The organism is Streptomyces sp. NPDC002680, assembly GCF_042889145.1.
Taxonomy (GTDB): Bacteria; Actinomycetota; Actinomycetes; order Streptomycetales; family Streptomycetaceae; genus Streptomyces; species Streptomyces adonidis.
In genome coordinates this window covers 13,760-38,724 of record NZ_JBIAQP010000029.1, presented here as the reverse complement: position 1 = coordinate 38,724, position 24,965 = coordinate 13,760, and the positions used below count along the sequence as shown (strand labels likewise).

Genomic DNA, 24,965 nt, shown 5'->3' with positions numbered 1-24,965 from the left:
TAGGTCACACCACTGACAGAAGGTTCACAGGGGGTTAACGGGACTGGTGGGAGCCTCTGATATCGCTGGAATTGACCGGGACATGGCCTGTCATGGCCTGTTCTTGGTTCCTGGGTGGCCGGTGTGCCGCCACGCTCTACGCGTGTAGCCATCGACCGCTCAGGAGTTCCCCCATGCCCATCTCGCCCATGAACCGCCGTGAGTTCGTGCAGAAGTCGGCCGTCACCGGCGCGGCCGTCGCCGTCGCGGGAGCGGCCGGTGCCGGTACCGCCGAGGCAGCCCAGCCCAAGCCCGCCGGGCACGGGCCCGCCAAGTGCCCCAAGACCTGGACGTTCTCCGTCCTGGGCACCACCGACCTGCACAGCCATGTCTTCGACTGGGACTACTACCTGGACAAGGCCTACTCCGACACGAAGGGCAACTCCGTCGGTGTCGCCCGGGTCGCCACGCTCATCAAGCAGCAGCGGGAGGCGAAGGGCGAGGAGCACGTCCTGCTCGTCGACGCCGGAGACATCATCCAGGGCACCTCCCTCGCGTACTACTTCGCGCGCGTGCAGCCCATCACCGACAAGGGCGCCCCGAAGCACCCGATGGCGGTCGCGATGAACCACATGCGCTACGACGCCGCCGCCCTCGGCAACCACGAGTTCAACTACGGCATCGAGGTCCTCCGGAAGTTCGAGAGCCAGTGTCACTTCCCCTTGCTGGGCGCGAACGCGCTCGACGCGAAGACGCTGAAGCCCGCCTTCCCGCCGTACACCGTGAAGCGGATCCGCGTGCCGGGCGCCCCCGACATCAAGGTCGGCATCCTCGGCCTGACCAACCCGGGCATCGCCCTCTGGGACAAGGACAACGTCAGCGGAAAGATGGTCTTCCCGGGCCTGGTCGAGCAGGCGAAGAAGTACGTGCCCCGGCTGCGCGCGCTCGGCTGTGACGTCGTCTTCCTGACCGACCACTCCGGGCTCGACGGTTCCTCGTCCTACGGCGACGAGCTGCCGTACGTCGAGAACGCCTCGAACCTCGTCGCCCAGCAGGTCCCCGGCATCGACGCGATCCTGGTCGGCCACACCCACGTCGAGGTGCCCTCGTACACGGTGAAGAACGACGAGACCGGCGAGGACGTGCTGCTGTCCGAGCCGTACTGCTGGGGCTACCGGCTCAGCGTCTTCGACTTCGAGCTGGAACTCGTGCGCGGGCAGTGGAAGGTCACCAAGAAGACCGCGCAGACCCTCAACCCCAACACGGTGGACGAGGACCCGGAGATCAGGAAGCTCCTGGAGGCCGACCACGAGCTGGTCGTGAAGTACGTCAACACGGCGGTCGGCACCTGCACCGAGGACCTCTCGGCGGCGGAGTCCTGCTGGAAGGACGTCCCGATCATGGACTTCATCCACCAGGTCCAGATGGACACGGTCAAGGCGGGGCTGTCGACGTCCGATGCCGCCCTGCCGCTCATCTCCGTCGCCGCGCCCTTCTCCCGCACCGCGGACATCCCGGCCGGCAGCGTCACCATCAAGGACATCGCCGGGCTCTACATCTACGACAACACCCTGTACGGCAAGAAGTTGACGGGTGCTCAGCTGAAGGACTACCTGGAGTACGCGGCGAAGTACTACCACCAGGTCCCGGTGGGCACGGCAGTTGACACCGCGACCCTCACCAACGCCAACAACTTCTGGGACTACATGTACGACACCGCCGCCGGAGTCGAGTACGAGATCGACATCGCGGCGGCGGACGGGTCGCGGATCAAGAACCTTGCCTACAAGGGCACTTCGGTCACGGACGACCAGGTGTTCGTCGTCGCCGTCAACAACTACCGCGCGAACGGCGGCAGCGGCTACCCGCACATCGCCGCCGCCGACATCGCGTACAGCTCCACGAACGAGATCCGCCAGCTGATGATCGACTACGTGACGTCGAAGGGGAGCCTGAACCCCGCCGACTTCGCCGTCACCAACTGGAGGCTGACGCAGGGCGGGACGGCGGTGTTCGCCGACTGAACCGGCTGATGGTCTGCCTTACGCGCGGCGCCGCAGCCGCGTGTAGGCGGCCAGGGAGCCGCCGGCGAACACCAGCGAGGCGCCGCCGAGGGACAGGGCGAGCGTGCCGCCGCCGTCACCGCCGGTGCTCGCCAACTGGGTGCCGGTGTTGGCCGGAGAGGTGGTGGGTGTGGGCGTGGGGGTGGCGGTGGTGCCGGTCGAGGCGGAGGCCGAGGACGTCGGCGTCGGGGTTGTGCCCGCGCTCGTGCTCGGGGATGCCGACTGGCCGCCGGTCAGGGTCACTTGGGCGGACGCGGCACCCACGTGGGTGCCCCGGAACGGGACGGACCCCTCGTTGACGATGATGCTCTCGGTGAGGGTGGCCTTGCCGAGCGGAGCGTTCGCCTTCCAGGAGACCCGTACCGGAACGGAACCGCTGCTGCCCGCCGGGACCTTGTGGTCGCGCTCGCGCAGATAGTGGCCGACCAGGCCGGGCTCGGCGGCCGCCGTCACCGGCGGCAGCGTGACCCAGGCGCCTCCCCGCTTCACCTGCACCGTCGCGTACTTGTCGGTGAACAGCACGCTGTTGACGTTGAGGTAGTCGGACGGCGTCGGGTTGACCAGGGTGGCGTCGAACTCGACGGGCGCCCCGCCGCGCACGGCCGTCGTGGGCACTCCGGCGAGCCCGGCGGCCAGGCCATGGACCGCGATCGTACGGATGTCACGCGCCTGGAGGACCCACGACCCGTCGGCCGCCCCGACGGACGAGGTCAGCCGGACGGAGCTCGCCCCGCCGTCGCTGTCGCCGTTGTGCGGTTCGCCCATGGGCAGCCCGAGGCGCAGGTGGAGGACACGGCTCTCGCCCGGGCCGAGCGTGATGGTGATAGGCAGCGCCCCCTGGAACGAACCGCTGGTGTACTCCATCGGCACCTGCTGCCAGGCCCCGCCGTCCGTGCGGTACCAGACGCCCAGGCCGTTCTTCGGCATGCCGGCCCCCGCGTCCGCGACCAGGTTGAGGAACAGGTCCTGCGACTCGGTGGCGGAGGTGTTGGTGATCTTCTCCGTGAACTCGACCGGCTGCCCGGCCAGCCCCACCGCTGCGGGCCCGGCCACGGACAGGGTGGTGTTGCAGCAGGTCTGCGCGGGCGCGGCCGACGGAGTCGGCGCCCCCGGCTCGGCCCACGCGGCGGGCGCGGCGGCCACCGCTCCCAGTGACATCAGCGCACAGGCCGCTCCCATGGCGAGTGGGCGACCGATACGAGCGGTGTGAGGTGTGTGAGCGGTGCGAAACATGAATCCCCCCGGATTCGCGAGTGGTGGGGTGGTGAGCCCCTGCGCTAGTAAGACGGAGTTGGGGCGGGATGGTTGCGGGAGAATTCGGCCTTTATCCGGACCGTACGGGTCCGCCACCAGGCATGATCCCCCCTAAAGAAACGCTTGCGTTTCGATCGAGACCGTCGTAGCTTGTGAGTACGAAACCGTTTCGTATCGATGGAAGGCGCGACGCCGATGACGACCTCTCCAGTGCTCCTGGCCGTCGCCCTCTCCCTCGTCTCCGCGCTCTGTTACGCCACGGCCGCCGTGGTCCAGGAGCGGACCGCCGCCGGCGCCGGGAACCTGCGCGGCGCCCTCACCCGTGCCTCGTGGTGGTGGGCGGTCCTCCTCAACGCCGCCGGCGCGCTGCTGCACGTGGTCGCCCTGCGCTACGGCCCCCTGAGCCTGGTGCAGCCGCTCGGCGTACTGACCCTGGTGGTGGCGGTACCGCTCGGCTCACTGGCGGCCCGCCGCCGCACCTCGGGCACCCAGTGGTCCGGCATGGCCCTCACCCTCGTAGGACTGACCGCCCTCCTGACGGTCACGGCCTCGGGCGGTACGCCGGACAGCGCGCTGAGCGGCACAGAGGTGCTGGTGGTGGCGCTCGCAGCCGCCACGCTCATCGCGGTGCTCGTACGCCTGACCACGGGCCGCTCCTCCCTGGCCGGCCTCGGCTTCGCGGCGGCCTCGGGCATCGCCTCCGGGGTCGGCTCGACGCTGGCCCAGAAGCTCGCGGTCGGACCGACGCTGTCCTGGAGCGCGGTGTCGGTCGCGATCCTGACCGTCGCCTTCGCGGCGGGCGGGCTGCTGCTGGCCCAGAAGGCCTACGGCAGCGGCCTCGGCGGCCCCCTCGCCCTGCTCACCCTCGTCAACCCGGTCGCCGCGTCCGCCATCGGCGTCACCCTGCTCGGCGAGGGCTTCCAGTACGGCACGACGGGCACCCTGCTCGCGATCGCCGGCGCGCTGGCGGCGGGCCGGGGCGTGGTCCTGCTGAGCCGCCCGCAGCTGGAACGCCAGTACGAGCGTCCAGCCCGCCTCGACGTACCCGTCCCCGTCCCCGTACCGCACCCGCTCCCCACCCGGATGCTGACCGGCACGAGCCGGGCGGCCTGAAATGGAGAACAGCAAGATGACGACGACCCTGACGCCCATGGCCGCGATGCCCATGCTTCAGCTGGGCACCCGGACGACCGTACGCGCGGCGGAACTGGTGGACGTGCCCGCGGTGGTACGCATGATCGCGGCGCCCACGCACTCGGACGACTGGGAGCGGGCACAGAGCGCGATGCGGCTGGTGCTGGCCCACTACGCCCTGGAGGAGGGCCGTATCTGGGTGGCCGAGCGGGCGGAGGGCGGTCTCCTGGCCGCGGCCGTCTGGCTGCCGCCCGGCGTCGGAGCCGAGCCCCCCGACACCCGCTTCAGCAGCCTCCTCGCCCGCGAACTCGCCACCGGACCGCAGGACTTGCCGGTCCTGCCCATGTGGCTGAAGGACGCGGGCCCCGAGATCCCGCACTGGAAGGTGGTCATGGTCGGCACCCTGGACGACACGACCGCCTGGGACCACACCGTGGCCGCCGACCTGCTGGCTCCGGGCCTGCGAGCGGTCGACGACGTGGCGACAACGGCCGTCGCCCTCACGATGTCCCCCCGCCACAGCGACCAACTGCGCCCCCTGGGCTTCCGCCGGCCCCGAGAGGTCCACTTCATTCCGGGGGCGAGCGCTTGGCTGACGACTCGTCCGGCGGAGGGTGCCGACGGGTGAAGGCTGTCACCGCCGGTGCGGATGTTGACGTCCCTCGCCGATGCCGCCGACAGTCCGGCGCGCGCCCGGGAACTGGCCGACGTACTCGCGCTGCGGGCCCGGCAGGACCCCGTCTTCGCCCGGGCGCTCGACACCTGGCGCCGGGAGGCGGATGCGCTGGACGGCACGTCGACCGGGGCGGGTGATGTGCGCAACGAGATCTCCGGGGGCACGTTCCAGGGGGCGGTGGTCCAGGCGCGGGACATCAACGGGCCCTTGCACTTCGACGCCCTACGCGCGTCCTGCGACCCGTGACCTATGACCTATGACCGACGAATGGTTCCGGCAATGATTCGGGAAAGATCATTGACGGTCACCCTCTGGCGGGATGGGATCGGGCCGCTGAGGAGGACAAGTTGAAAACCACCGTTTCACGAAGAACGGCGATCGTTGTCGCGGCCGGTGTCATGGGTGCGGTGTCCCATGTTGCCCAGCCACAGGCCATCACCAGCCCCGACACGGTCGCCTACGACTGCCGGTACGGAGCGGTGACGGCCTCCGACCTCGCCGGTTCGGTGACCCCCACCGCACGTCGCACCGGGGTGCCCCTGCACGCGCGTATCCGGGTACGCAACACGGAGAACGTGAAGCTGACCAGGGCGACGTACGTCTTCGACATCGGCAACCTGATGAAGAACCGTGGCCCTGCTCCCCTCGTGCAGTGGCGCATGGGAACCGGCCACTGGCACAAGGTGACCCTGCACTGGAACAGCAGGACCAACGGATCGCTGCCGATGTGGAACTCCACCACCCTGTCGCTGGGCACGATCCCGGCGCGGGGCAGTGTCGTCACCGAACTGTCGGTGACCTTCCCCAAGAAGTCCGTCAAAGCCTCGTACTCCGACTTCCTGGACTTCCACAGCGGCGGCTGCGGCACCACCAGTCGGCTGGGCTGGTACACGGGCAACGGCTTCGAGTACTGGCCGTGGACGGGCACCCCGGGCACCCCGGTGTAGGGCCTCAGTCGGTACGGGCGGTGGTGGGGGTGTGGGGGCAGGGGGCGATCTCCACGCAGTTGCCGCCGCCGTCGTCGCTGTACGTCGACTTGCGCCAGGCGTAGGCGACTTCGACGCGATCCGCCTGGACGGCGACGAGGGCAGAGCGGTCGCGGACCGGCTGGCGCGGATGACCGGCGGGGCGCCGGGGCCGGTTGTGGAGGAGGCGAGCGGGAGCCGTGCCGTCTACTTCCCCGTACCCGTGGGTGCGACGACCCGGCGGATCTGGCCACCCGGGGTCATCAGTCTCGCGTCCGGGCCGAGTTGTATCGCCTACATCCCCTTACCCGCCCTCAACGGGCAGACCTGGCCGCTGACTTGGCGTTATCGGCCGGTGTCCCGGGACCACTTCGTACACGTGCTGATGCTGCTCGCGGTACTGGAAAGCGGTCGCGTGGCCGAGGTCGGGGCGTGAGTGCCGTCAGTCGTGAAGGTAGGGGTCGGGAGTGATCTGCCAGATGCTGACGAGTTCCGAGCGCGGGGTGACCATGTACACGAAGAAGCCACCGTTCACGAACGCGTGCTTCGCCCCCTCGTCGAGGTCCTGGTAGGCGGGCCCGTGGAGATACAGGGCCTCGGCGGCGCGGACCAGCTCTCGACCTTCTTCTCGACCTCGGCGAGGAATGCCGGGGGCGCCCCGGCTGCCACCGTCGCCTCGTCCGGGACGTACTCCCAAGCCCAGCTCATGCCCCGCGTACTGCCTTGGCCGCGTCGCGGTAAATGCCGCTCGCGGTGATCAGGTGGCCGCGTGCCTCGTCCGGCGCGGTCGTGATGTGGGCGAGGTACTCGGCCTGGTGGTAGGCCTTCGCGGTCTCGGGGTGCCGCTCGATCTCGATCAGCGTGGCCCAGTGGGCGAGGTAGGCGTGCACGGGCTTGATCGAGTCCTGCTCCAGGGCCGTGGCCAACGCCTGTTCCTTGGCGTGGTCGTAGGCGCCGAGGAGGTGTGGGGCGACGACGGCGCAGGCCGCTCGGAGGGCCGCCGGGGTGCGGTCCGGGCGGGGGATGACGGGAGCGTCACCCATTTCGACGTGCTGTGCGCTCATGCGGCCGTCCCCTTCTTGTCGCCGAGGCTCGGAGATACCTGGACTCTAACGCGGGGCGTCGCCCTGATCCCAGGACTCCCGGTCATGCACCCGCACGGCCGGGGAATCCAGTACAACCCAGCCGAAAGGAAACGAGGACCGTCACACTCGCGAACGCGGGATGACCATGCGCGACCTGATCGCCGAACTGGCCGGGGCCACACCCACGCAGGAAGAGCTGCGGAAGCGGTACGAGGAGACCAAGGCGTACTGCGAGACGCACTTCGGCGTCACCCTCACCGACGAGGACCACGACCGGGTCGAGAAGATCTGGCAGGACCTGGAGGCCGGACGGGAGGTCGAGAGCCTGTGAGCGCCGCCGCCAAAAGGGCCGGGGGGTCTACCGGCGTCGTCTTCGACGAGTCGGCGCTGCTGGCCCTCGGCTCGGGCAACTCGCTCGCCTCGCAGTTCGTCTCGAACACCGAGCACGGGCCCACCCGGCACGTGTACGTGCCCGCGCTCTGTCTGGCCGCCGCCGGCGGTATGCGCAAGGGGCTGGCCGAGCACATCGGCGCCCTGCCCGCCGTGGAGATCGTCGAGCTGGACTTCGCGGGTGCGTCCACCGTGGGCGCGCTGCTGCGTGACGGGGTCGAGTGGCGGCTCGGTCACGCGGTGCACCTGTCCCGGCCGACGGTGGACTGGCCGGACGGCCGGCGCGTACTGACCGTCGACCCCGATCTGTACGCGGACATGCCCCTCGTACGGACCCTCAGGCTGCCGCGTCAGCGGTAGCTGCCGGCAGAGGCCCGCGCCCGGAAACACGGGCGTGGGCCTCGAACGTGTGCGCGCCAACCTTCTGCAACAGGAATACGCTGGAACCGCATCAAACACACCTGAAACCCCTCGCCAGGAGAAGGTGAATGTCATGCGTGTCCTGCTCAAGGCGCAGTTCGACACGGAGAAGGGCAACGAGGGCATACGCAGTGGCAAGCTGCCGACGCTGTTGAAGGAGGCCATGGACCTCCTCAAGCCGGAGGCGGCCTACTTCGGCCCCGAGGACGGTTGCCGGACCTGCTGGCTGGTGATCGACATGCAGGACAGCTCCGAAATGCCGCCCACCGCCGAGCTGTTCTTCACCCAGTTCAATGCCAAGGTCTCCTTCACCCCCATCATGAACGCCGACGACCTGCAGAAGGGCCTCTCGCACATCCGGTGATCAGCTGAAGACGATCATCGAACCCTGCGCCAGACTCCTCGTCGCCGCCGCGTTCAGACCCAGCCACACATGCCGTTCCCGCGCGAACGGGCTCGCGTCGAAGGGAGCCGGTGCCGCCGGTTCCTCCAGGGACGTGGGTGTCAGCGGCGGGGCCGGGGCCAGCGGGGGGTTCGCCGGGTCGATGCCGATCGACGGGGCCACGAACTCCAGCTCCCGCAGCAGGGTCTGGGACGAGCCCAACGGGCCGCCGCCTTCGAGGAGTTCGTCACTCGACAGAGGGTGCGGGAAGTCCACCGGCACGTACGCGCCCGCGTGGTCGTAGTGCCACACCAGGTGCGACTGCTGGGCCGTCGTCTCGAACATCTCCAGCAACTGCTCGTAGTCCCCGCCCAGTTCGCCCACCGGCGTCACCGGCAGACCGCACACCTGGAGGAGATACGCGCGGCGCAGGAAGTGCAGCGCGTCGTAGTCGAAGCCCGCGATGGGGGCCACGTCACCGGACAGGCCCGGCATGTACGAGTACACCGGCACCGGCGGCAGTCCCGCCTCGCCCAGCACCTTGTCGTAGAGGGCGAGTTCCTCGGCGAAGGGGTTGTCGGGGGTGTGACACAGCACGTCGACGAGTGGGACCAGCCACAGGTCACAGGCCAAAGGAGCACTCCTCGCATCGTCATAGGCGTCCAGGCCCTGAGGCCTCTGGGCGTCAGGGAAGCGTAGTGGGTCGTCGGTGGGTCAGGCCCCCGTGTGATGGGCCAGACACCGGCAGGAACCGGTCACCAGGTCGCCCCGTGACCCGGTCACCGGGTCATGCCCCGTCGTGCAGGTCCCACACCCACACCCCGCCCGTCCACTTCCCCGGCTTCCCCGTCAGCTGCTCCACCGTCTCGCGCAGCACCCCGTCGTTGCCCTGCGGGGCCAGCACCAGCACGCCCGCCTTCCAGAACGCGAAGTCCTTCTTGGCCTGCGCCCGCCAGTTGTCGCCGATCGTCGGCGCGACGCCGTTGTAGCGGACGTCCCGCAGCATGTTGGAGGTGAAGCGCGGCGAGGCGCCGTAGATGCCGACGCGGTCGTCGCCGTACGGGCCGTTGAAGTAGCCGCCCGGCAGCTTGAAGCCGAGGCCGGCCGCCGTCTGCCAGTGCAGCGCCTCCGCGTTGCCGGGATCGGGCAACGGCACCGGGACCAGGGACTCGCCCTTCCCCACGTACGACTTCCACATACCGTCCGCGATGAAGGGCGGTACGTCCACGCGTTCCACCGACTTCAGCGGGGCCGGGACGATCGGCAGCACCGCGAGGACGACCGCCAGCGTGCCGAAGTACTGCGTGGACAGGCGAGGGGTGGCCGCCAGGCGTTCCACTGCGATGGCCAGCAGCATGCCCAGCGCCGGTGCGCAGATCATCGCGACCCGGCCCTCGATCACCGACTCGAACAGCGGCTTCTTGGCCAACAGCGCCCAGGGGCCCGGCAGCACCGTGTCGGTGAGCGGGATACGGAACTTCGGCCCGAGCGAGAGGAACGCCGCGGCCACCGCCGTGAACGCCAGCGCCTTCACCGCCGGGCGCTCCCACAGCCGTACGACGATCGCGAAGGCCAGGGCGACCAGCGGCCAGCCGTAGAAGGCGTTCTGCTCGGTCGGGTTGAGGGAGAGGGCGTTCGCCCGGTCCGCGTCGCCCGCGATCAGCGAACGCTCGGCGAAGGAGAGCAGCGCCATCGGACTGTTGCCCGCGTTGTCGCCGTGCAGCACGCTGTGGTAGCTCTGCGCGCCGAAGAACTGCCAGTAGAGGGGGATCGCGACGATCGGCAGGCAGACCGCCGCGCCGATCGACAGACCCCGCAGCAGCGGGCGCCAGGCCGTCCTCGCCACGTCCCTGCGTACGACCGCGTACGCGAGGGCGAACAGCACCATCCCCATCGACGCCAGCAGCAGCGGCTCCTCGCCGAGGAAGATCTGGTACGCCGCCATCAGGCCCAGGATCACGCCGTTCCGGCGCACCCGCTCGCCCTCGCACAGGCGCAGCGCGCGGTCGATGATCAGCGGCATCATGAACAGGATGACGAAGTTCGGGTGCGCGTTGGCGTGGCTGATCATCGGGGGTGCGAAGGCCGCCAGGGTCGCGCCGGCGAAGGCGGCTCCCCGTTGCCGTACGACCCGTTTCACGATCAGCCAGTACCAGGCCGCCGCCGTCACCGCGAGGCCGAGCGTCATCACCAGGGCCAGGGAGATCGCCGGTCCCGCCAGGAGCGTGATCGGTGTGAAGGGGACCGACAGGCCGAGCATGACCGTGTTGGCCATGAGGTTCACGCCGTCGGGGAAGCCCTGGAGGTCGGTGAAGAGGGGGTTCTGGAAGTGGCTGACGTTGTGGGCCGTGACCGCGAAGAACCACTCCCACTGGTTCTGGTCCTGGAGCGAGTCGGGGAGATAGCGGCCGTTCGGATCGGCCCAGCGGCCCGCGTACAGGGCGACGGCCATGAGCAGGAAGAGGGTGACGGCCAACAGGTCGGCCGGGCGGACCGCGCGGGCCTTGAGGGCCGTCAGTTCGGCGAGGACCCGAGCGTAGTCCAGCGGGCGGACCTTCGAGCCGGACTGGTGGGCCCAGCGGACCGGGATCTCGGCGACCGGCCAGTCGGCGCGGCGGAAGTGCTGGAGTACCTCGACGTCTATGCCCCAGCCGTTGAGCCGGGACGCGGCGAACGCCGTACGGGCGCGGTCGCCGTCGAACAGTTTGAAACCGCACTGGGTGTCACGTATGCCGGGGACGGCGACCCTGCGTATCAGGAGGTTGCCGGCCCGGCCGAGGAATTCGCGGACCAGGTGCTGGTGGTGCTCGATCGTCGAGCCGGGCACGGAACGGGAGCCGATCGCCGCCGCGTGCCCCTCGCCGAGCGCCTTGTCCAGGACCTCCAACTCCTCTATGGGAGCTGCCAGATCGGCGTCCGTGACCAGGACGCGGGCGCCGCGTGAGGCGGCCACCCCGAGGCGCAGGGCATGGCCCTTGCCCCGGTTGCGCGGGCTGGTGACGAGCTGCACCCGGGGGTCGGCGAGCGCGGTGACGAGGGCGCCGGTGCCGTCGGTGGAGCCGTCGTCGACGACCACGACCTCCCAGTCGCCCCAGCGGCCCTCGTTCTCCCGGAGGTGGCCGGTGATGGCGTCGAGGGTGGGGCCGAGGCGGGCTTCCTCGTTGTAGGCCGGGACGACGACGGTCAGGTCGAGGGTGGCCGTGGTGCGGGTGGGCGCGCTCATTCGGCGGTGCCCCCGTTCCCCTCGTGTTCCTTTTCCCTGTCGTCTTCCCCGTCGTCCTCTTTCCCGTCCTCCTCTGTGGTGAGGACGGTTCTTTCGGTGCCGAGGTTCGCCAGGCCCTCGATGAGGGTGAGGGAGTGGGTGTCGTACGAGTCGACTATCCGGTGCGCGTCGGCGAGGTCGCGGCGGGTCAGCGCGTCGACGACCTCGGTGTGGTCGGACCACAGCCGGCCGCGCAGATCGCCGAGCCGGCTCAGATGCTGCACCGCGCACACCCAGGACTGCACGCGCAGCCGGTGCAGGAAGTCGGTGAGGTACGGGTTGCCGAACAGGGCGCCCAGTTCGCGCCAGAAACGCAGGTCGTAGCCGATGAGGACGTTCAGCTCACCGGCGGTCGCGGCGCGTCTGGCCTCCTCGCCCCGGCGGCGGACACCGGCGAGGGCGGCGGCGGCACGCGGGTCGCCGGCGCGGACGAAGAAACCGCGCGGCCCCGGACTGTCGGCGGCGAACACACCGGCCGTACGACCACCCGTACCGCCACTCTTACTGTCACCCGTAGTGTGCCCCGCACTACCCCCCGCACTGCCCCCCGAACTGCCCTCCGGGACAAGCGGCAGGCCCTTCGCGAGGCCGTGGAACATGCCGTCGGTGACCAGGCCGCGGGCTTCGATCATGCCCCGGAAGTCGGCGAGCGAGTACTCGTGCACACGGAAGCCGCGGTGCTGGTCGGCCTCCAGCAGGCCCTGCGCCGACAGATCGACCAGGGCCTCGCGCACGGGCGTCGCGGAGACGCCGTACTGCTCGGCGATCTCCTTGACCGTGAACTCCTGGCCGGGCTGGAGACGGCCGGCCAGCACCTCGTCGCGGAGCGCGTCCGCGATCTGCTGCCGCAGGGTGCTACGGGTCACGGCGCCGTTGCCGCTGCTGGCGGGCATGGTCGGAACTCTCCCCCTTCGCGCGTGTGGATGACGTACTCGCATATGTCTACGAGCACGTCACCTTACGCGTTCGGGTTCCCGGCGGAGTTTCCCGTGCGCTTACCCGCTGTCCGCCTGTTCGGCGTATCCGGCTACTCCGTGTACTCGTCGGCGACCGACAGTGCGGCGTCCAGTGCGGCGAGCCCTTCCTTGGCCTCGGCCTCGGTCACGTTGCAGGGCGGGACGACATGCGTCCGGTTCATGTTGATGAAGGGCCACAGCCCGTTCGCCTTCGCGGCGGCGCCGAACGCGGTCATCGGCGCGTTGGCCTCGCCGGCCGCGTTGTACGGCACCAGGGGCTCCCGGGTCTCCTGGTTCCGTACGAGGTCCAGGGCCCAGAAGACACCCGTACCGCGCACCTCGCCGACGCTCGGATGCCGGGCCGCCAGCTCCCTGAGCCCGGGGCCGAGGATGGTCTCGCCGGTGCGGGCGGCCTGGCCGACGACGTCCTCCTCCGCCATCACCGTGAGCGTGGCGACGGCGGCGGCGCAGGCGAGCGGGTGCCCGGAGTAGGTGAGGCCGCCGGGGTAGGGGCGCGTGGCGAATGTCTCGGCGATGGCGCCGGAGATCGCCACCCCACCCAGGGGCACATAGCCGGAGTTGACCCCCTTGGCGAAGGTCATCAGGTCGGGCACGACGTCGAACAGGTCGGCGGCGAACCACTCGCCGGTCCGTCCGAACCCGGCCATCACCTCGTCCAGGACGAAGACGATCCCGTACTGGTCGCAGAGCGCGCGCACCCCGGCGAGATAGCCGGGCGGCGGGATCATGATGCCGGCGGTGCCGGGGATGGTCTCGAGAATGATCGCCGCGATGGTGGCAGGCCCCTCGAAGACGATCGTGTCCTCAAGGTGCTGGAGCGCCCGTGCGCACTCCTGCTCCTCGGTCCCGGCGTAGAACCTCGACCGGTAGAGGAAGGGCGCCCAGAAGCGCACGACCCCGGCGGTGCCGTTGTCGGAGGGCCAGCGGCGGGGGTCGCCGGTGAGGTTCACGGCCTGCTGGGTGCCGCCGTGGTAGGAGCGGTAGGCGGACAGCACCTTGGGCCGCCCGGTGTGCAGCCGGGCCATGCGGATGGCGTGCTCGACGGCGTCGGCACCACCGTTGGTGAAGAAGACCTTGTCGAGATCACCGGGGGTCCGCTCGGCAATGAGCCGAGCTGCCTCCGACCGCGCCTCGACGGCGAAGGCGGGCGCGAAGGTGGTCATCCGCCCGGCCTGCTCCTGAATGGCGGCGACGACCTTCGGGTGCTGGTAGCCGATGTTGGTGTAGACGAGGCCGCTGCTGAAGTCGAGGTACCGCTTGCCGTCGTAGTCCCAGAAGTAGGACCCCTCCGCACCGGCGACGGCGAGCGGGTCGATGAGCTCCTGCGCGGACCAGGAGTGGAAGACGTGCGCACGGTCGGCGGCCTTCACGGCCGCGCCCGCCCGGGGGTTGGACTGAGGGGTCATGCCGGGGAGCGTAGGTGTCGGAGGCGACGGCGGGATATCGGCGTCCTGTACGCGGTCGGGCGTTTTGCGCGACAGGTTGTCGCGTGTCCCGACGGGGTAGGGGGTGCGGGGCGCATGGGGAGGCGGGCATGGAGCGGCTCGGGGACGACGATCCGACGCGGATCGGGACGTACCGGCTGATCGCGCGGCTCGGTACGGGTGGGATGCGCGGCGCGGGCAGTACGGGTGGCGGTACCGGGGGTGCGGGCGGCCGTGCGGGTGGTGGGGGCGGTCGTGCGGGTGGTGCGGGTAGTACGGGTGGTGGGAGCGCTCGTGCAGGCGGCGCGGGGAGTATGGGTGGCCGTGCGGGCGGGATGGGTGGTGCGGGCGGTTCTGCGGGTGGTGTCGGTGGTGGGGGCGCCCGTGCAGGAGGCGCCGGGAGTATGAGCGGCCGTGCGGGCGGTACGGGTGGTGCGGGCGGTCTTGCGGGTGGTGTCGGCGGTACGGGTGGCGCGGGCGGTGTGGGTGGTGGGGGCGCCCGTACCGGCGGCGCGGACGGTGTGGGTGGCCGTGCAGGCGGGACGGGTGGCGTCGGCGGTCGTGTGGGTGGTTGGGGCGGTGTCAGTCGGAGCGGGCCCGTGTATCTCGCGCGGTCCGAGCGTGGGCGGGTTGTCGCTGTGAAGGTCGTTCGGCGGGAGTTGGCCGGGCAGGGTGGGTTCCGGGGCCGGTTCCGGGACGAGGTCGCCGCCGTGCGGCGTGTCGGGGGGCGCTGGACGGTGCCCGTGCTCGACGCCGACGCCGAGGCCGCCGAGCCCTGGGTCGCCACCGGGTACGTCGCCGGGCCGGACCTGCGGCAGGTCGTCGGGCACGACCACGGGCCGCTGCCCGAGCGCTCGCTGCGTATCCTCGCCGCCGGGCTCGCGCACGCCCTCCAGGACATCCACGGCGCCGGGATCGTCCACCGCGGCCTCAGGCCGTCCGGCGTCCTGATCACCATCGACGGGCCCCGCGTCGCCGACTTCGGTGTCGCCCGCGCCCTGGAGACCGGCACCGACGGCGGCCTCACCGACGCCGGTGTGCTCGTCGGCCACCCCGGATTCCTGGCGCCCGAGCAGGTGCGCGGCGACCGGGTCACCGCCGCCGCGGACGTCTTCTCCCTGGGCGCCGTCCTCGCGTACGCCGCCACGGGCGCCCAGCCCTTCGGCGCGGCGGACAGCGGCGTCCACGCCGTGATGTTCCGCATAGCCCAGGAGGAGCCCGACCTGGCGGGGGTCCCGCGGGGCGTGCTCGGCCTCGTCCGTGACTGCCTGAGCAAGGACCCGGCCCAGCGGCCCACACCGGAACAGATCCTGCGCCGTACGGGGGTGTCGGCGGACGCCGTCGCGGACGGGTACGAGCGGGACACCTGGCTGCCCGGCCCACTGGTCGCCCGGCTCGGGCGGCACGCGGTGCGGTCGCTCGACGTGGAGGTGGAGGCCTACGTGGAGGATCCGGACGTACCGCCCGAGCACGCGCCCCCCGACGGGCCGCCCGCGCACCCGGCCCAGGGCCACCCCGAGCACCAGCCGCAGCCCTTCGCCCCCGTCCCCGGGAACGGCCAACGGCCCCCTGTCTGGCCCGGGGACCCGGCCCTCGAAGAGCTGGACGTGCCCGCCGCGTGGAGCATGTCGCCGCCCGGCACGGCCGATTCCTACCGGGTGGGGCGCGCGGAGCGGGCCGAGCCCGCGAGCAGGTCCCGCCTGTCCGTGGCGCTCATAGCCGCCGCGCTGGTCGTCACCCTCGCGGCCGGCGCCTCCGTCGTCGCCCTGCTGAACGGCGACGACGACACCACACCCGTCAGGCCCCCCATGCCGACCTCCACCCAGCCGGCCCCGCCCCCCACGCCGACGTACACGAAGGCCAGCTGAACGTCAGGCGAACTTCCTTTGCCCGTACGGGACTTGAGGTGCTGCCGATCATAGAGTGACCCCCGACCATCCGGACTCCGGGGCTTGCGGGGGCACCCACATGGAGTGGCTGAGCGCAGAGAACGTCGTGGCCGTGGCGACCGCCGGTCTCGGCATCGTCGCGTCGGCGGTCATGGTCTGGTACGAGCGCCGGGTACCGCGCCGCAAACGGGTCGGGTACCGCGTACAGATGGACAACCCGATAGGCGACGGCGCGCAGTCGGGGCGGTCGAACGTCCGGCTTGGGCTGTTCGACGAGGCGCCCGGCATGCACCGGGCCACGCTCGTGCTGCTGCGCATCGAGAACGACGGCTCGCAGGGCATCGCCCACGAGGACTACACGAGCCGCGAACTGCACGGCCTCACTGTCGAGTTCACCGACCGGGCCATCCACGGGGTGTCGGTCACCCAGCCGCCCGGCACCGACCACCTCATGAGCCACTTCACCCCGCACGCGGGCTTCGGCTACGACGTCGGCGGCAGCACCCTGCGCATTCCGCGCGTCCCGCTCAACCGTGGCGAGCACTTCAAGCTGCTGGTGCTGCTGTCGGGCGGCGACGTGGGCTGCGACATCCGGCTCGTCGGCGGTATCCGGGACGGCGAGGTGCACCCCAACCGCAGTGCCACGCCCGACGACAAGCCGCCCCTGTTCAGCCGCGCGGCCCGGCTGATCACCATCATCCTCACCGCCTCCGTGGTCACCCTCGCGAGCATCGTCATCGTCCGGGACGACGACCCGCCCCCGCTCGGCTGCGAGAAGGGCACATTGACGGTCGTCGGTTCGACCGCCTTCGCGCTGGTGGCGCAGGGCCTGGCGAAGGAGTACGAGAAGGACTGCGAGGGCTCCGACATCAGGGTCGAGGCGCGGGGCAGTACCGCCGGGGTGAGTGAACTCGCCGCCATGGAGGGCGAGTCGAGGGCGAGCCGGGCCTCGGTGATCGCCTTCTCCGACGGCCTCGACAAGGGCGCCGGCTCCGCACTGCGCGCCGAGCCCGTCGCCCTGTCGGTGTTCACCCTGGTCGCCAACAAGGGGCTGGATCTCCGGCGGGGCCTGACCCTGGCGCAGGTACGGCGGCTCTACTCCGGGGCCGTCCGGTACTGGGACGACCTGGACCCCGCGCTGCCGCACCGGCGGGTCGTGCTGGTCAGCCGGGACGCCGACTCCGGCACCCGGCAGGTCTTCCAGGACCGGGTGCTCGCCGGCAAGTGGGAGGGCGTACCCAGCACGTCACTGGGCTGCGATCTCCGGAACGACACGGCAGCCCCCGTACGCTGCGAACTGGGCTCCACGGCCGACGTGTTGAAGAAGGTCGCCGCCACGCAGGGGGCCATCGGGTACAGCGAACTCGGCCAGGCGAAACAGCATCAGCTGACCGTGAACCGCGTCGCCCTCGACGGCGCCACGGCCGACGTGGACGCCATCGAGTACGACGACAGCCCCTACCCGTACCGGGGCGTGGAGAACGCCTACACCTACGGCGACCTGCCCGCAGGCTCGCTCGCGGGCAGCTTCCTCACCTACGTACGCGGCCACGGCCAGGATGCGATCCGGCAGAACGGGCACATTCCCTGCACGGCGACCGAGGGGGAGCGGTTGTGCGACGAGTAGACGAGTAGCGGAGCAACCGTTCGGTCAGGGGGCGCACGGCGGCCCCTGCCTCTCGCTCGACTCGTCCTCCCGGTACGCGCCGCACGCAACCACCGCCCTTGGCCCGTCCGCCAGTTGGCGCAGCAGGACCAGTGTCTTGTCGACGGGCGGCGCGTTGCTGCCCTCGGCGTAGGAGACGGAACCGGTCGCCCCGTCGAAGCGGACGCCGTTGCGCAGTTCGATGAGCACGGAGTTGCGGGTGATGTCGGGGTCGCTCTGATAGGCCTCGGACACGGCCTGGCTCAGCACGTGGAAGGCGTCGTACGAGACCGCCGAGTGGCCGTCCTGCCGCCAGGGATCGGTGCCCTTGGTGGTGTCGGCCACGAAGTCCTTGTACTCCCGTACGAACTGCCGGGTCTTGACGCTCGCCCCGGCGGCGGCATCGTCGGGCATCCGGTGTGCGGAGTAGTACAGCCGCAGCCAGTTCTTGTTCCGGAAGACGCCGGTCTGGGCCACGTTGGTCAGCTCGTTGCCGCCGAGGACGGTGATGTCCTGGCCGAGACAAGTGCCTTCCAGGTCCATGGAGTTGACGAACGCCGTGAAGTCCTTGGCCCGCGCCGACCAGTACACGACCGACTTCGGCCGCTCGGCGAGCGCTTCGCAGATCCGCCGCGCGAGAATGTCGGCGCTGGACAGATTGTCGTCGGGGTCGGGTGCCGGGGGATCGAAGTCGCCCTCCTGGTTGAAGTTGAACAAGGTCTCGTCGCCGGGGAAGTCCGCCATGAAGCGGGCGGCGAGACTGCGGCTGTAGAGGTCCGTGGAACTCTCGACCACGATGGCGTGCCCGGCGGGGGCGCACTCGTCCTCGCTGTCGGGCAGGGCGACGATGTTCTTGCGGCGGGCGAAGTCCGCCTCGATGCGGGCCTCCCGCGAATTGCTCGGCGTGAACGGCCAGTAGCTGAAGCTGGCGTCGCCCTCCGACATCTCGTCGGCGGTCGCGGTGGTGCCGATGGTGGGGATCCGGGCCCGGCCGAGCACCTGGAGCGCGGCCTGCGTCTCCTCCCGGCTCTGCGCGTACGCGAGCACACCGACGATCCGGTCGCGCTCGGGGCTGCCGCGCTCGGCGCGCACCTCACGGACGAGGTCCGCGGCCATGGCCTCGGCGTTCCGGAACCCCTCGCCGGTCTCACGGACGTCGACGTGCAGGGGTACGAGGGTGGAGTTGGAGGCGGCGGCCTCGTTCAGCGTGCGCTGCCACATGGCGATGCCGCGCAGTTCGGGGATGGTGCCGTCGAAGCGGGTCTGGTCCTCGGTCTTGGGGACCCGGGAGATGAAGACGACGACGGTCCGTACTTCGCGGCCGCTCTCGGCATAGTCCGCGACCCGGGCGTTCTCGACGTCGATCGCGGCCTTGGCCGCGTCGTACCAGGCCTTGGCCTGCACGGGGATCTTCCCGCCCGGGTCGGAGTCGCCCACCGAGTCGGTGCCGCCGAGGCAGTCGGTGGGCGTCCCGATGACGCGCGGGACGATCAGGGCCGTCGCGAGCACGGCGAGTACGACAGCTCCGGCCGCGACCGAGGTGGGCACGTACCGGTGGAAGGTGAACGTCTTCGGCTTGAGCCGGCCGACATACGTCCCCTCCCCGGCGAACTCGCTCTCCTTGAGGGACACCACGACCGGCGGACCGCCGTTGTCGGTGAGACGCCCGGCCGCCTCCGGAAAGGTGCACTCGACGAGGCGTACGGCCGTGTCCGGCAAGGCGGGTGTCGTGCTCGCGCCCAGATCCTTCAGGAGGGCGTCGGAGGGTGTGCCGACGGCCAGGACGAGCGGGCCCGGCGGCCGGGCGGTGGAGCGGGGGCCGCGCTGGCAGTGGTGCAGGGCGCGCAGGAACCGCTCGGCGGCGCGGGCGCCCGGCGCACCGGGAGGCGGGATCTCCACGATGATCACGGGCCGGGCGGTCCGGCGCCGCCGACCGGGCCGGAACCGGCCGACCGGCGGCCTGCTCAGATCCTCCAGCAGGGCGCGCAGCACGAACGAGTCGAGTTCGCGGAGCGCGCCTCCGTGCTCCGGGTGGTTCGGATTGCGCAGATGCGGCGCGCGCTCCGCGCCCACGTCGTCCATCACCTTGAAGAGGTTCTGTCCGCTCGCGGCCGGCTGCTCGCTGCCGAGCCAGCCCTTCGTCACCCGGCGGGAGATCCAGGCCGCCCAGATCCGGCGGGGGCCGCGCTGCACGAACGACAGCCACGACAGCTTCGTCAGCACACCGGCCACCCCGCCGAGCGCCGCGCCGACATCAGGGGCGTCCATACGCGTGAAGGCCAGCAGCCCGCCGCGCTGGGCACGCCGCTCACTGGCGTGCTTCCGCAGCTCCTTCTCCCACGAGCCGTGCGTCCAGCTGCCGGGGTTGTCCTTGATGTACGTGACGAGGTCCCGCATGACGTGGAAGTACGGGTACCGGTCGGGGGTGAGATGCCCGGTCGCGCCCCGGCTCAGCTCGGTCCCGGCCTCGGTGGAGAGCAGCTCGTCGTCGCTCGCGGCGGTGAGATGGGCGTACGGGACGCGTCGTGAGCTGTCGGTCCGCAGGGCGTCGATCAGCGGGTTGACGATGCGCTGGACACCGGTCCGGTACGTCGCCTCCGGCACGCGCAGGACGAACAGGGGCGGGCTGGTGTCGAGGCTCACGCGGCTGCCGTAGTCGGGGACCACGGCGGACCGGAACTCGCGGATGAAGTCGATGGCACGGTCACCGGGAAAGTTGCGCTCAGGTCTGTCGTCGGATGGCATGCGGAACTCCCCCGCTTGTCAACTTGTCAACTGTGCCTGTCCGAAAGGAAGTTGAAGGTTACTCGGGGAACTGTGGTCACCACAACGAGTAGCGGCAAGCGCTTTAACTCTGGTGCCCTCTTGTTACCGGTTGACGCGTACACAACCATGGAACGCATGCGACGACCCAGCAGAAGAACCGTCCTGGCGGCAACGGCGACGACGGCGGCCGCCTCGGCTGTTTCGGTGGGTTCCGCGGAGGCAGCGGAGGCTGCGGGGGCCGTGAGGGCCACAGCCCAGCCGCCCACCCGCGAACTCCGGGCCCTGTTACGGGAGATCGACCCGAAGCGCATAGAGGCGACGGTCCGCAAACTGGCCTCCTTCGGCACCCGGCACACCCTCTCCACCCAGGACGACCCGGTACGGGGGATCGGCGCGGCGCGGGACTGGATAGCGGCCGAACTCCGCTCGTACGCGGCGGAGTCGGCGGGCCGGATGACGGTGGACCTCCAGTCGTACATCCAGGAACCGGCGAGCCGGATCCCGGTGGCGACGCGCATCACGAACGTGGTCGCGACCCTGCGCGGCTCGATTGCCCCTGAGCGCGTGTACGTGGTCTCCGGGCACTACGACTCCCGCGCCACGGACGTCATGGACGCGGTCTCGGACGCCCCGGGCGCGGACGACGACGCGTCGGGCGTGGCCGTGGCCATGGAGCTGGCGCGGGTGATGTCGAAGCGCCGCCCGGCGGCGACGATCGTGTTCGCGGCGGTGGCGGGGGAGGAGCAGGGCCTGTACGGGGCGGCGTACATGGCGCAGCAGTACAAGTCGGCCGGGACGGACCTCCAGGCCATGTTCACCAACGACATCGTGGGCAGCCCGAAGGCGGACGACGGCACGGTGGATCCGTACACGATCCGGCTGTTCGCGGAGGGGGTGCCGTCGTCGGAGACGCCGGAGGAGGCGGCGGTACGGCGTTCGGTGGGGGGTGAGAACGACTCGCCGGCGAGGCAGTTGGCGCGCTTCGTGCGCGATGTGGGCGAGAACGAGGCGACGGGAATGCGCGTACGGGTGGTGTACCGCAGGGACCGCTACCGTCGGGGCGGCGACCACATCCCGTTCCTGGAACGCGGCTATCCGGCCGCCCGCTTCACGGAACCGACCGAGGACTTTGCCCACCAGCACCAGGACGTACGGGTCGACGAGACCGGCAAACAGTACGGAGACCTGCCGGAGTTCTGCGACTTCCCGTATGTCGCGCGGGTGGCGAAGGTGAACGCGGCGGCACTGTGGACGCTGGCGCAGGCCCCGGGCACGCCTCGCGGCGCGAAGATCCTGACGTCGACGCTGACGAACGCGACGCAGTTGGTGTGGACGCGGGGTGCGGAGCCGGACCTGGCGGGCTACGAGATCGTCTGGCGCGAGACGACGTCCTCGGAGTGGACCCACGTGGTCCCCGTGGGCGACGTGACGTCGCACGAACTGGCCCTGTCGAAGGACAACGTGTTCTTCGGGGTGCGGGCGGTGAACACAAGAGGCTTGAGAAGCCAGGTGGCGTTCCCGGCACCGGGCTAGGTTTTCCTCGCCCCCGCCGCCCCTACCCATACCCATCCCTGGGGGCTGCCGCCCCCAGACCCCCGCTTCGGCCTGAACGGCCTCGTCCTCAAACGCCGGACGGGCTGGTTTGTCAGCCCGTCCGGCGTTTGAGGACGAGCGCGTTCAGCGCGACTTTCCCACCCACCCAGGCCAGCCGTCTCAGCCCGTCCGGCGTTTGAGGACAAAGGGGGGTCTGGGGGCGCAGCCCCCAGGGATGGGTATGGGTAGGGGCGGCGGGGGCGAAGAAAATCCTTACCTCGCCTCCGGGGGGCGCTGGCGGGGCATGTTCGGGCGGGCTCCCGGGGCGATGCCGAATCGGCCCTGGTGGACCGTCGCGTCCTGGCGCGGTACTCCCATCGCCGCCGACTGGACACCCAACGGCGTACCCCCCGCCCCGAACTCCACCATCCAGTCCGCAGTCTCCGCCCGCACCAGCTCCGTCACGTCCTCCGAGAAGCGCCGCAGCACCCCCAGACACCGATCGGCGGCCTCGCTCGCCGTCCCCTCCGTCGGCCCCAGAACCTCCCGCACACTCTCCGACGCCCACTCGAACTGCAGCACCTGCAACCGCCGCTGCACGGCCTGCGCGGTCGCGACGTCCCTTATCCACCCCGAGGTGACCCCGAAGAACCGGTCGACGGCCACGCACGCGACCGCGAGCAGCAGCGCCAGATACCCCCAGGGGGCGACCCCGCCCATCACCCCGGTGAGGTCGAGCAACGGGAGCGCCGCCCCGGCGACCGCCCCGACCGCGGCGCCCGTACGCAGCGCCCGCGCCCCCCGCCGCTTCCACACCCGGTCCGCGAGATACCACGCCGCCGTCTCCAGCGCCCCCTGCTCCACCCACCGGTACAGCTCGTCGAGGCGTGGCGCGGGCTCGCCCCAGTCGCCGAGGGGGAAGGGCCGGCCGGTGAGGTCCCCGGGCCGCAGCCCGGCGAAACCGAGCCCGGCGGGACCTTCGCTCCGCCCGTCGTGGGGCGGTCTCTGGGACGGCCCCTCGGGCTGCATCTCCGGCTGGCTCACCCGGCACTCCTTCAATCACGGTGCGTGACACCGTACGGGTGTCCGCGTGACGTCTGATGCGGTTGTAAAGCTGTCGTGCCGCCTCATTCCTACCGCCCAATGGGTGGCGATGACCGGGCTTTGCCTACTTTTCCGCTCGGAAGACGTCCTTGATCAGGTATGGCACCGGGACCGGCTCACTCGAAAGAGTGCCGGGGCGACGGCCGGGCCGACCACGTAGGCTCATGCTGAACGCCAGAATTCGTAGGTGAACGACGCGAAAGAGGAGCTGATCGTGATCCCCGGTGGTGGCCAGCCCAACATGCAGCAGCTGCTCCAGCAGGCCCAGAAGATGCAGCAGGACCTGGCGAACGCGCAGGAGGAACTCGCGCGGACCGAGGTCGACGGGCAGGCGGGCGGCGGTCTGGTCAAGGCGACCGTGACGGGCGCCGGTGAACTGCGTGCGCTGAAGATCGACCCGAAGGCGGTCGACCCGGAGGACACGGAGACGCTGGCCGACCTGGTCGTGGCGGCCGTACAGGCGGCGAACGAGAACGCGCAGCAGCTTCAGCAGCAGAAGCTCGGCCCGCTGGCGCAGGGTCTGGGCGGCGGCGGCGGAAGCGGCATCCCGGGCCTGCCGTTCTGACGTTCGCACCGCGCGCCCCCCGTCCCGCCTTCCTCAGCCGGGCGGCGGCCAACTACGGTACGTACAACAGGATCGAAGCACCCGAAGCACAAGTAGGAACAGGAAAGGCAGTCCGTGTACGAAGGCGTGGTCCAGGACCTCATCGACGAACTGGGGCGGCTCCCCGGCGTCGGTCCCAAGAGCGCGCAGCGGATCGCCTTCCACATCCTCCAGGCGGAGCCGACGGACGTACGGCGGCTCGCGCACGCCCTCCTCGAAGTGAAGGCGAAGGTCCGCTTCTGCGCGACCTGCGGCAACGTGGCGCAGGAGGAGCTGTGCAACATCTGCCGCGACCCGCGCCGGGACACCACGGTCATCTGCGTCGTCGAGGAGCCCAAGGACGTCGTGGCGATCGAGCGGACGCGCGAGTTCCGGGGCAAGTACCACGTCCTGGGCGGCGCGATCAGCCCGATCGAGGGGGTCGGTCCCGACGACCTGCGCATAAGGGAACTCCTGGCCCGGCTCTCCGACGGCGCGATCACGGAGCTGATCCTGGCCACGGACCCGAACCTGGAGGGCGAGGCCACGGCCACGTACCTCGCCCGCATGATCAAGCCCATGGGCCTCAAGGTCACCCGCCTGGCCAGCGGCCTCCCTGTGGGTGGCGACCTGGAATACGCGGACGAGGTGACCCTTGGCCGCGCCTTCGAGGGGAGACGACTCCTAGATGTCTGACGCCACGCTGCACAACACGACGCAGGACCCCGACGACTTCGCGGTCCAGATCGCCGACCAGGTCGAGAGCTTCCTGGTGGCCGTCACGGAGGTCGCGAAGGGCGAGGACCCCGACTCGGCGGTCCCCTTCCTCCTCCTGGAGGTCTCCCAGCTCCTGCTGGCCGGCGGCCGCCTCGGCGCGCACGAGGACATCGTCCCGGACGAGCGCTACGAGCCCGACCTGGGCCCGGAGCCGGACGTGGACGACATCCGCGAACGCCTGGCGGTGATGCTGGAACCGATCGACGTCTACTCGGAGGTCTTCGACCCGTACGAGCCCCGCAAGGCCCCGGTCCCGGCCCGTATCTCCGACGACCTGGCCGACGTCCTCGCCGACCTGCGCCACGGCATGGCCCACTACCGCGCGGGCCGCACCACGGAGGCCCTGTGGTGGTGGCAGTTCTCCTACTTCTCCAACTGGGGCTCGACGGCGTCGGCCACCCTCCGCGCGTTGCAGTCCGTGGTGGCCCACGTCCGCCTGAACCAGCCCCTGGAGGAGCTGGACGGCCTGGACACGGACCAGGACCTCGGCGACGAGACCCTGGCGGAGGAGGCGGGCAAGGTGATGGCGGAGGAGATCGCTGAGCCGCTGGGGCTGCGGACGGTGAAGTAGCGCGTCCGGCCCGTCCAACCCGTCCGACCCGCCGGTGCGCGACAAATCCCGTGGCCCGGTTACACGGTGACGGTCTGTCGGTCCTC

The 24,965-nt window shown here is 70.6% G+C and carries 24 protein-coding genes and 1 pseudogene; 15 read left to right on the top strand and 10 right to left on the bottom strand.

Translation table 11 applies throughout. From position 1 onward, the window contains the following. Positions 1 to 173 precede the first annotated feature (173 nt). Positions 174 to 2,003, top strand: a complete 1,830-nt coding sequence (locus ACFYXF_RS48265) for a bifunctional metallophosphatase/5'-nucleotidase (RefSeq protein WP_389360085.1) — start codon at positions 174 to 176, stop codon at positions 2,001 to 2,003. An 18-nt stretch (positions 2,004 to 2,021) separates the two neighbouring features. Here ACFYXF_RS48265 and ACFYXF_RS48260 read toward each other — a convergent pair whose 3' ends face one another. Next, on the bottom strand, positions 2,022 to 3,200 hold the full coding sequence (locus tag ACFYXF_RS48260) for a hypothetical protein (RefSeq protein WP_389360083.1): 1,179 nt from the start codon (positions 3,198 to 3,200) through the stop codon (positions 2,022 to 2,024). A gap of 291 nt (positions 3,201 to 3,491) precedes the next feature. On the opposite strand from ACFYXF_RS48260, the gene ACFYXF_RS48255 reads away from it, so the two are divergent. The 4 genes from ACFYXF_RS48255 (at position 3,492) to ACFYXF_RS48240 (ending at position 6,053) form a co-directional block, all read left to right on the top strand. After that, a complete protein-coding gene (locus tag ACFYXF_RS48255) occupies positions 3,492 to 4,409 on the top strand; it encodes a hypothetical protein (protein ID WP_389360081.1) in 918 nt (305 codons plus the stop codon). A gap of 16 nt (positions 4,410 to 4,425) precedes the next feature. Further along, on the top strand, positions 4,426 to 5,058 hold the full coding sequence (locus tag ACFYXF_RS48250; protein WP_389360079.1) for a hypothetical protein: 633 nt from the start codon (positions 4,426 to 4,428) through the stop codon (positions 5,056 to 5,058). Positions 5,059 to 5,079: 21 nt separating this feature from the next. After that, complete coding sequence (locus tag ACFYXF_RS48245; RefSeq protein WP_389360077.1) at positions 5,080 to 5,352, top strand: hypothetical protein; 273 nt, start codon at positions 5,080 to 5,082, stop codon at positions 5,350 to 5,352. A 101-nt stretch (positions 5,353 to 5,453) separates the two neighbouring features. Further along, entirely contained in the window at positions 5,454 to 6,053 is a 600-nt protein-coding gene (locus ACFYXF_RS48240; protein ID WP_389360075.1) for a hypothetical protein, read from the top strand. 28 nt (positions 6,054 to 6,081) lie between these two features. Here the strand turns inward: ACFYXF_RS48240 and ACFYXF_RS48235 are convergent. Next, positions 6,082 to 6,168 (bottom strand): annotated as a pseudogene (locus ACFYXF_RS48235) (DUF397 domain-containing protein); the annotation flags it as partial. A gap of 3 nt (positions 6,169 to 6,171) precedes the next feature. Here ACFYXF_RS48235 and ACFYXF_RS48230 point away from each other — a divergent pair. Continuing rightward, the gene (locus ACFYXF_RS48230; RefSeq protein ID WP_389360207.1) at positions 6,172 to 6,507 is read left to right on the top strand and encodes a hypothetical protein; all 336 of its coding nucleotides are present in this window, start codon (positions 6,172 to 6,174) and stop codon (positions 6,505 to 6,507) included. Between the two features lie 6 nt (positions 6,508 to 6,513). Here the strand turns inward: ACFYXF_RS48230 and ACFYXF_RS48225 are convergent, their stop codons facing one another. Both ACFYXF_RS48225 and ACFYXF_RS48220 read right to left on the bottom strand, forming a co-directional pair. After that, positions 6,514 to 6,768, bottom strand: coding sequence for a hypothetical protein (locus tag ACFYXF_RS48225; RefSeq protein WP_389360073.1), 255 nt, complete (start codon positions 6,766 to 6,768; stop codon positions 6,514 to 6,516). 7 nt (positions 6,769 to 6,775) lie between these two features. Continuing rightward, positions 6,776 to 7,135 carry a DUF6247 family protein gene (locus ACFYXF_RS48220; protein WP_389360071.1) on the bottom strand — a complete coding sequence of 120 codons (360 nt, stop codon included), beginning with the start codon at positions 7,133 to 7,135 and terminating at the stop codon, positions 6,776 to 6,778. A gap of 160 nt (positions 7,136 to 7,295) precedes the next feature. Between ACFYXF_RS48220 and ACFYXF_RS48215 the strand changes: the two genes are divergently transcribed. The 3 genes from ACFYXF_RS48215 to ACFYXF_RS48205 all read left to right on the top strand — a co-directional run bounded on the left by ACFYXF_RS48215 (position 7,296) and on the right by ACFYXF_RS48205 (position 8,330). After that, positions 7,296 to 7,487 carry a hypothetical protein gene (locus ACFYXF_RS48215; RefSeq protein WP_389360069.1) on the top strand — a complete coding sequence of 64 codons (192 nt, stop codon included), beginning with the start codon at positions 7,296 to 7,298 and terminating at the stop codon, positions 7,485 to 7,487. Continuing rightward, positions 7,484 to 7,906 carry a hypothetical protein gene (locus ACFYXF_RS48210; protein ID WP_389360067.1) on the top strand — a complete coding sequence of 141 codons (423 nt, stop codon included), beginning with the start codon at positions 7,484 to 7,486 and terminating at the stop codon, positions 7,904 to 7,906. The genes ACFYXF_RS48215 and ACFYXF_RS48210 overlap by 4 nt, the downstream gene beginning before the upstream one ends. Before the next feature lie 133 nt (positions 7,907 to 8,039). Beyond that, positions 8,040 to 8,330 carry a hypothetical protein gene (locus ACFYXF_RS48205; RefSeq protein WP_369036566.1) on the top strand — a complete coding sequence of 97 codons (291 nt, stop codon included), beginning with the start codon at positions 8,040 to 8,042 and terminating at the stop codon, positions 8,328 to 8,330. Here ACFYXF_RS48205 and ACFYXF_RS48200 read toward each other — a convergent pair whose 3' ends face one another. The 4 genes from ACFYXF_RS48200 to ACFYXF_RS48185 all read right to left on the bottom strand — a co-directional run bounded on the left by ACFYXF_RS48200 (position 8,331) and on the right by ACFYXF_RS48185 (position 13,993). Then, positions 8,331 to 8,981 carry a hypothetical protein gene (locus ACFYXF_RS48200; RefSeq protein WP_389360065.1) on the bottom strand — a complete coding sequence of 217 codons (651 nt, stop codon included), beginning with the start codon at positions 8,979 to 8,981 and terminating at the stop codon, positions 8,331 to 8,333. A gap of 154 nt (positions 8,982 to 9,135) precedes the next feature. After that, positions 9,136 to 11,571, bottom strand: a complete 2,436-nt coding sequence (locus ACFYXF_RS48195; protein WP_389360063.1) for a glycosyltransferase — start codon at positions 11,569 to 11,571, stop codon at positions 9,136 to 9,138. Continuing rightward, positions 11,568 to 12,503 (bottom strand): GntR family transcriptional regulator, encoded by a 936-nt coding sequence (locus ACFYXF_RS48190; RefSeq protein WP_389360061.1) that lies wholly within the window; start codon positions 12,501 to 12,503, stop codon positions 11,568 to 11,570. Before ACFYXF_RS48190 ends, ACFYXF_RS48195 begins: the two co-directional genes overlap by 4 nt. Before the next feature lie 134 nt (positions 12,504 to 12,637). Continuing rightward, the gene (locus ACFYXF_RS48185; RefSeq protein WP_389360058.1) at positions 12,638 to 13,993 is read right to left on the bottom strand and encodes an aspartate aminotransferase family protein; all 1,356 of its coding nucleotides are present in this window, start codon (positions 13,991 to 13,993) and stop codon (positions 12,638 to 12,640) included. A gap of 422 nt (positions 13,994 to 14,415) precedes the next feature. On the opposite strand from ACFYXF_RS48185, the gene ACFYXF_RS48180 reads away from it, so the two are divergent. Both ACFYXF_RS48180 and ACFYXF_RS48175 read left to right on the top strand, forming a co-directional pair. Next, positions 14,416 to 15,879, top strand: coding sequence for a protein kinase (locus ACFYXF_RS48180; protein ID WP_389360056.1), 1,464 nt, complete (start codon positions 14,416 to 14,418; stop codon positions 15,877 to 15,879). Between the two features lie 100 nt (positions 15,880 to 15,979). Beyond that, positions 15,980 to 17,527, top strand: coding sequence for a PstS family phosphate ABC transporter substrate-binding protein (locus ACFYXF_RS48175; protein WP_389360054.1), 1,548 nt, complete (start codon positions 15,980 to 15,982; stop codon positions 17,525 to 17,527). Between the two features lie 24 nt (positions 17,528 to 17,551). Here ACFYXF_RS48175 and ACFYXF_RS48170 read toward each other — a convergent pair whose 3' ends face one another. Then, on the bottom strand, positions 17,552 to 20,290 hold the full coding sequence (locus ACFYXF_RS48170; RefSeq protein ID WP_389360052.1) for an ABC transporter substrate-binding protein: 2,739 nt from the start codon (positions 20,288 to 20,290) through the stop codon (positions 17,552 to 17,554). Positions 20,291 to 20,446: 156 nt separating this feature from the next. Here ACFYXF_RS48170 and ACFYXF_RS48165 point away from each other — a divergent pair, with 156 nt between their 5' ends. Further along, positions 20,447 to 21,844 (top strand): M20/M25/M40 family metallo-hydrolase, encoded by a 1,398-nt coding sequence (locus ACFYXF_RS48165; protein WP_389360050.1) that lies wholly within the window; start codon positions 20,447 to 20,449, stop codon positions 21,842 to 21,844. Positions 21,845 to 22,117: 273 nt separating this feature from the next. Here the strand turns inward: ACFYXF_RS48165 and ACFYXF_RS48160 are convergent, their stop codons facing one another. After that, positions 22,118 to 22,888 (bottom strand): SLATT domain-containing protein, encoded by a 771-nt coding sequence (locus ACFYXF_RS48160; protein WP_389360048.1) that lies wholly within the window; start codon positions 22,886 to 22,888, stop codon positions 22,118 to 22,120. Positions 22,889 to 23,162: 274 nt separating this feature from the next. On the opposite strand from ACFYXF_RS48160, the gene ACFYXF_RS48155 reads away from it, so the two are divergent. The 3 genes from ACFYXF_RS48155 (at position 23,163) to ACFYXF_RS48145 (ending at position 24,879) form a co-directional block, all read left to right on the top strand. Continuing rightward, positions 23,163 to 23,513: a YbaB/EbfC family nucleoid-associated protein gene (locus ACFYXF_RS48155; protein WP_389360205.1), complete on the top strand. Its 351-nt coding sequence runs from the start codon at positions 23,163 to 23,165 to the stop codon at positions 23,511 to 23,513. A 114-nt stretch (positions 23,514 to 23,627) separates the two neighbouring features. Continuing rightward, the gene (gene recR, locus ACFYXF_RS48150; RefSeq protein WP_389360046.1) at positions 23,628 to 24,227 is read left to right on the top strand and encodes a recombination mediator RecR; all 600 of its coding nucleotides are present in this window, start codon (positions 23,628 to 23,630) and stop codon (positions 24,225 to 24,227) included. Further along, on the top strand, positions 24,220 to 24,879 hold the full coding sequence (locus ACFYXF_RS48145; protein WP_389360044.1) for a DUF5063 domain-containing protein: 660 nt from the start codon (positions 24,220 to 24,222) through the stop codon (positions 24,877 to 24,879). The genes recR and ACFYXF_RS48145 overlap by 8 nt, the downstream gene beginning before the upstream one ends. Positions 24,880 to 24,965: the final 86 nt, after the last annotated feature.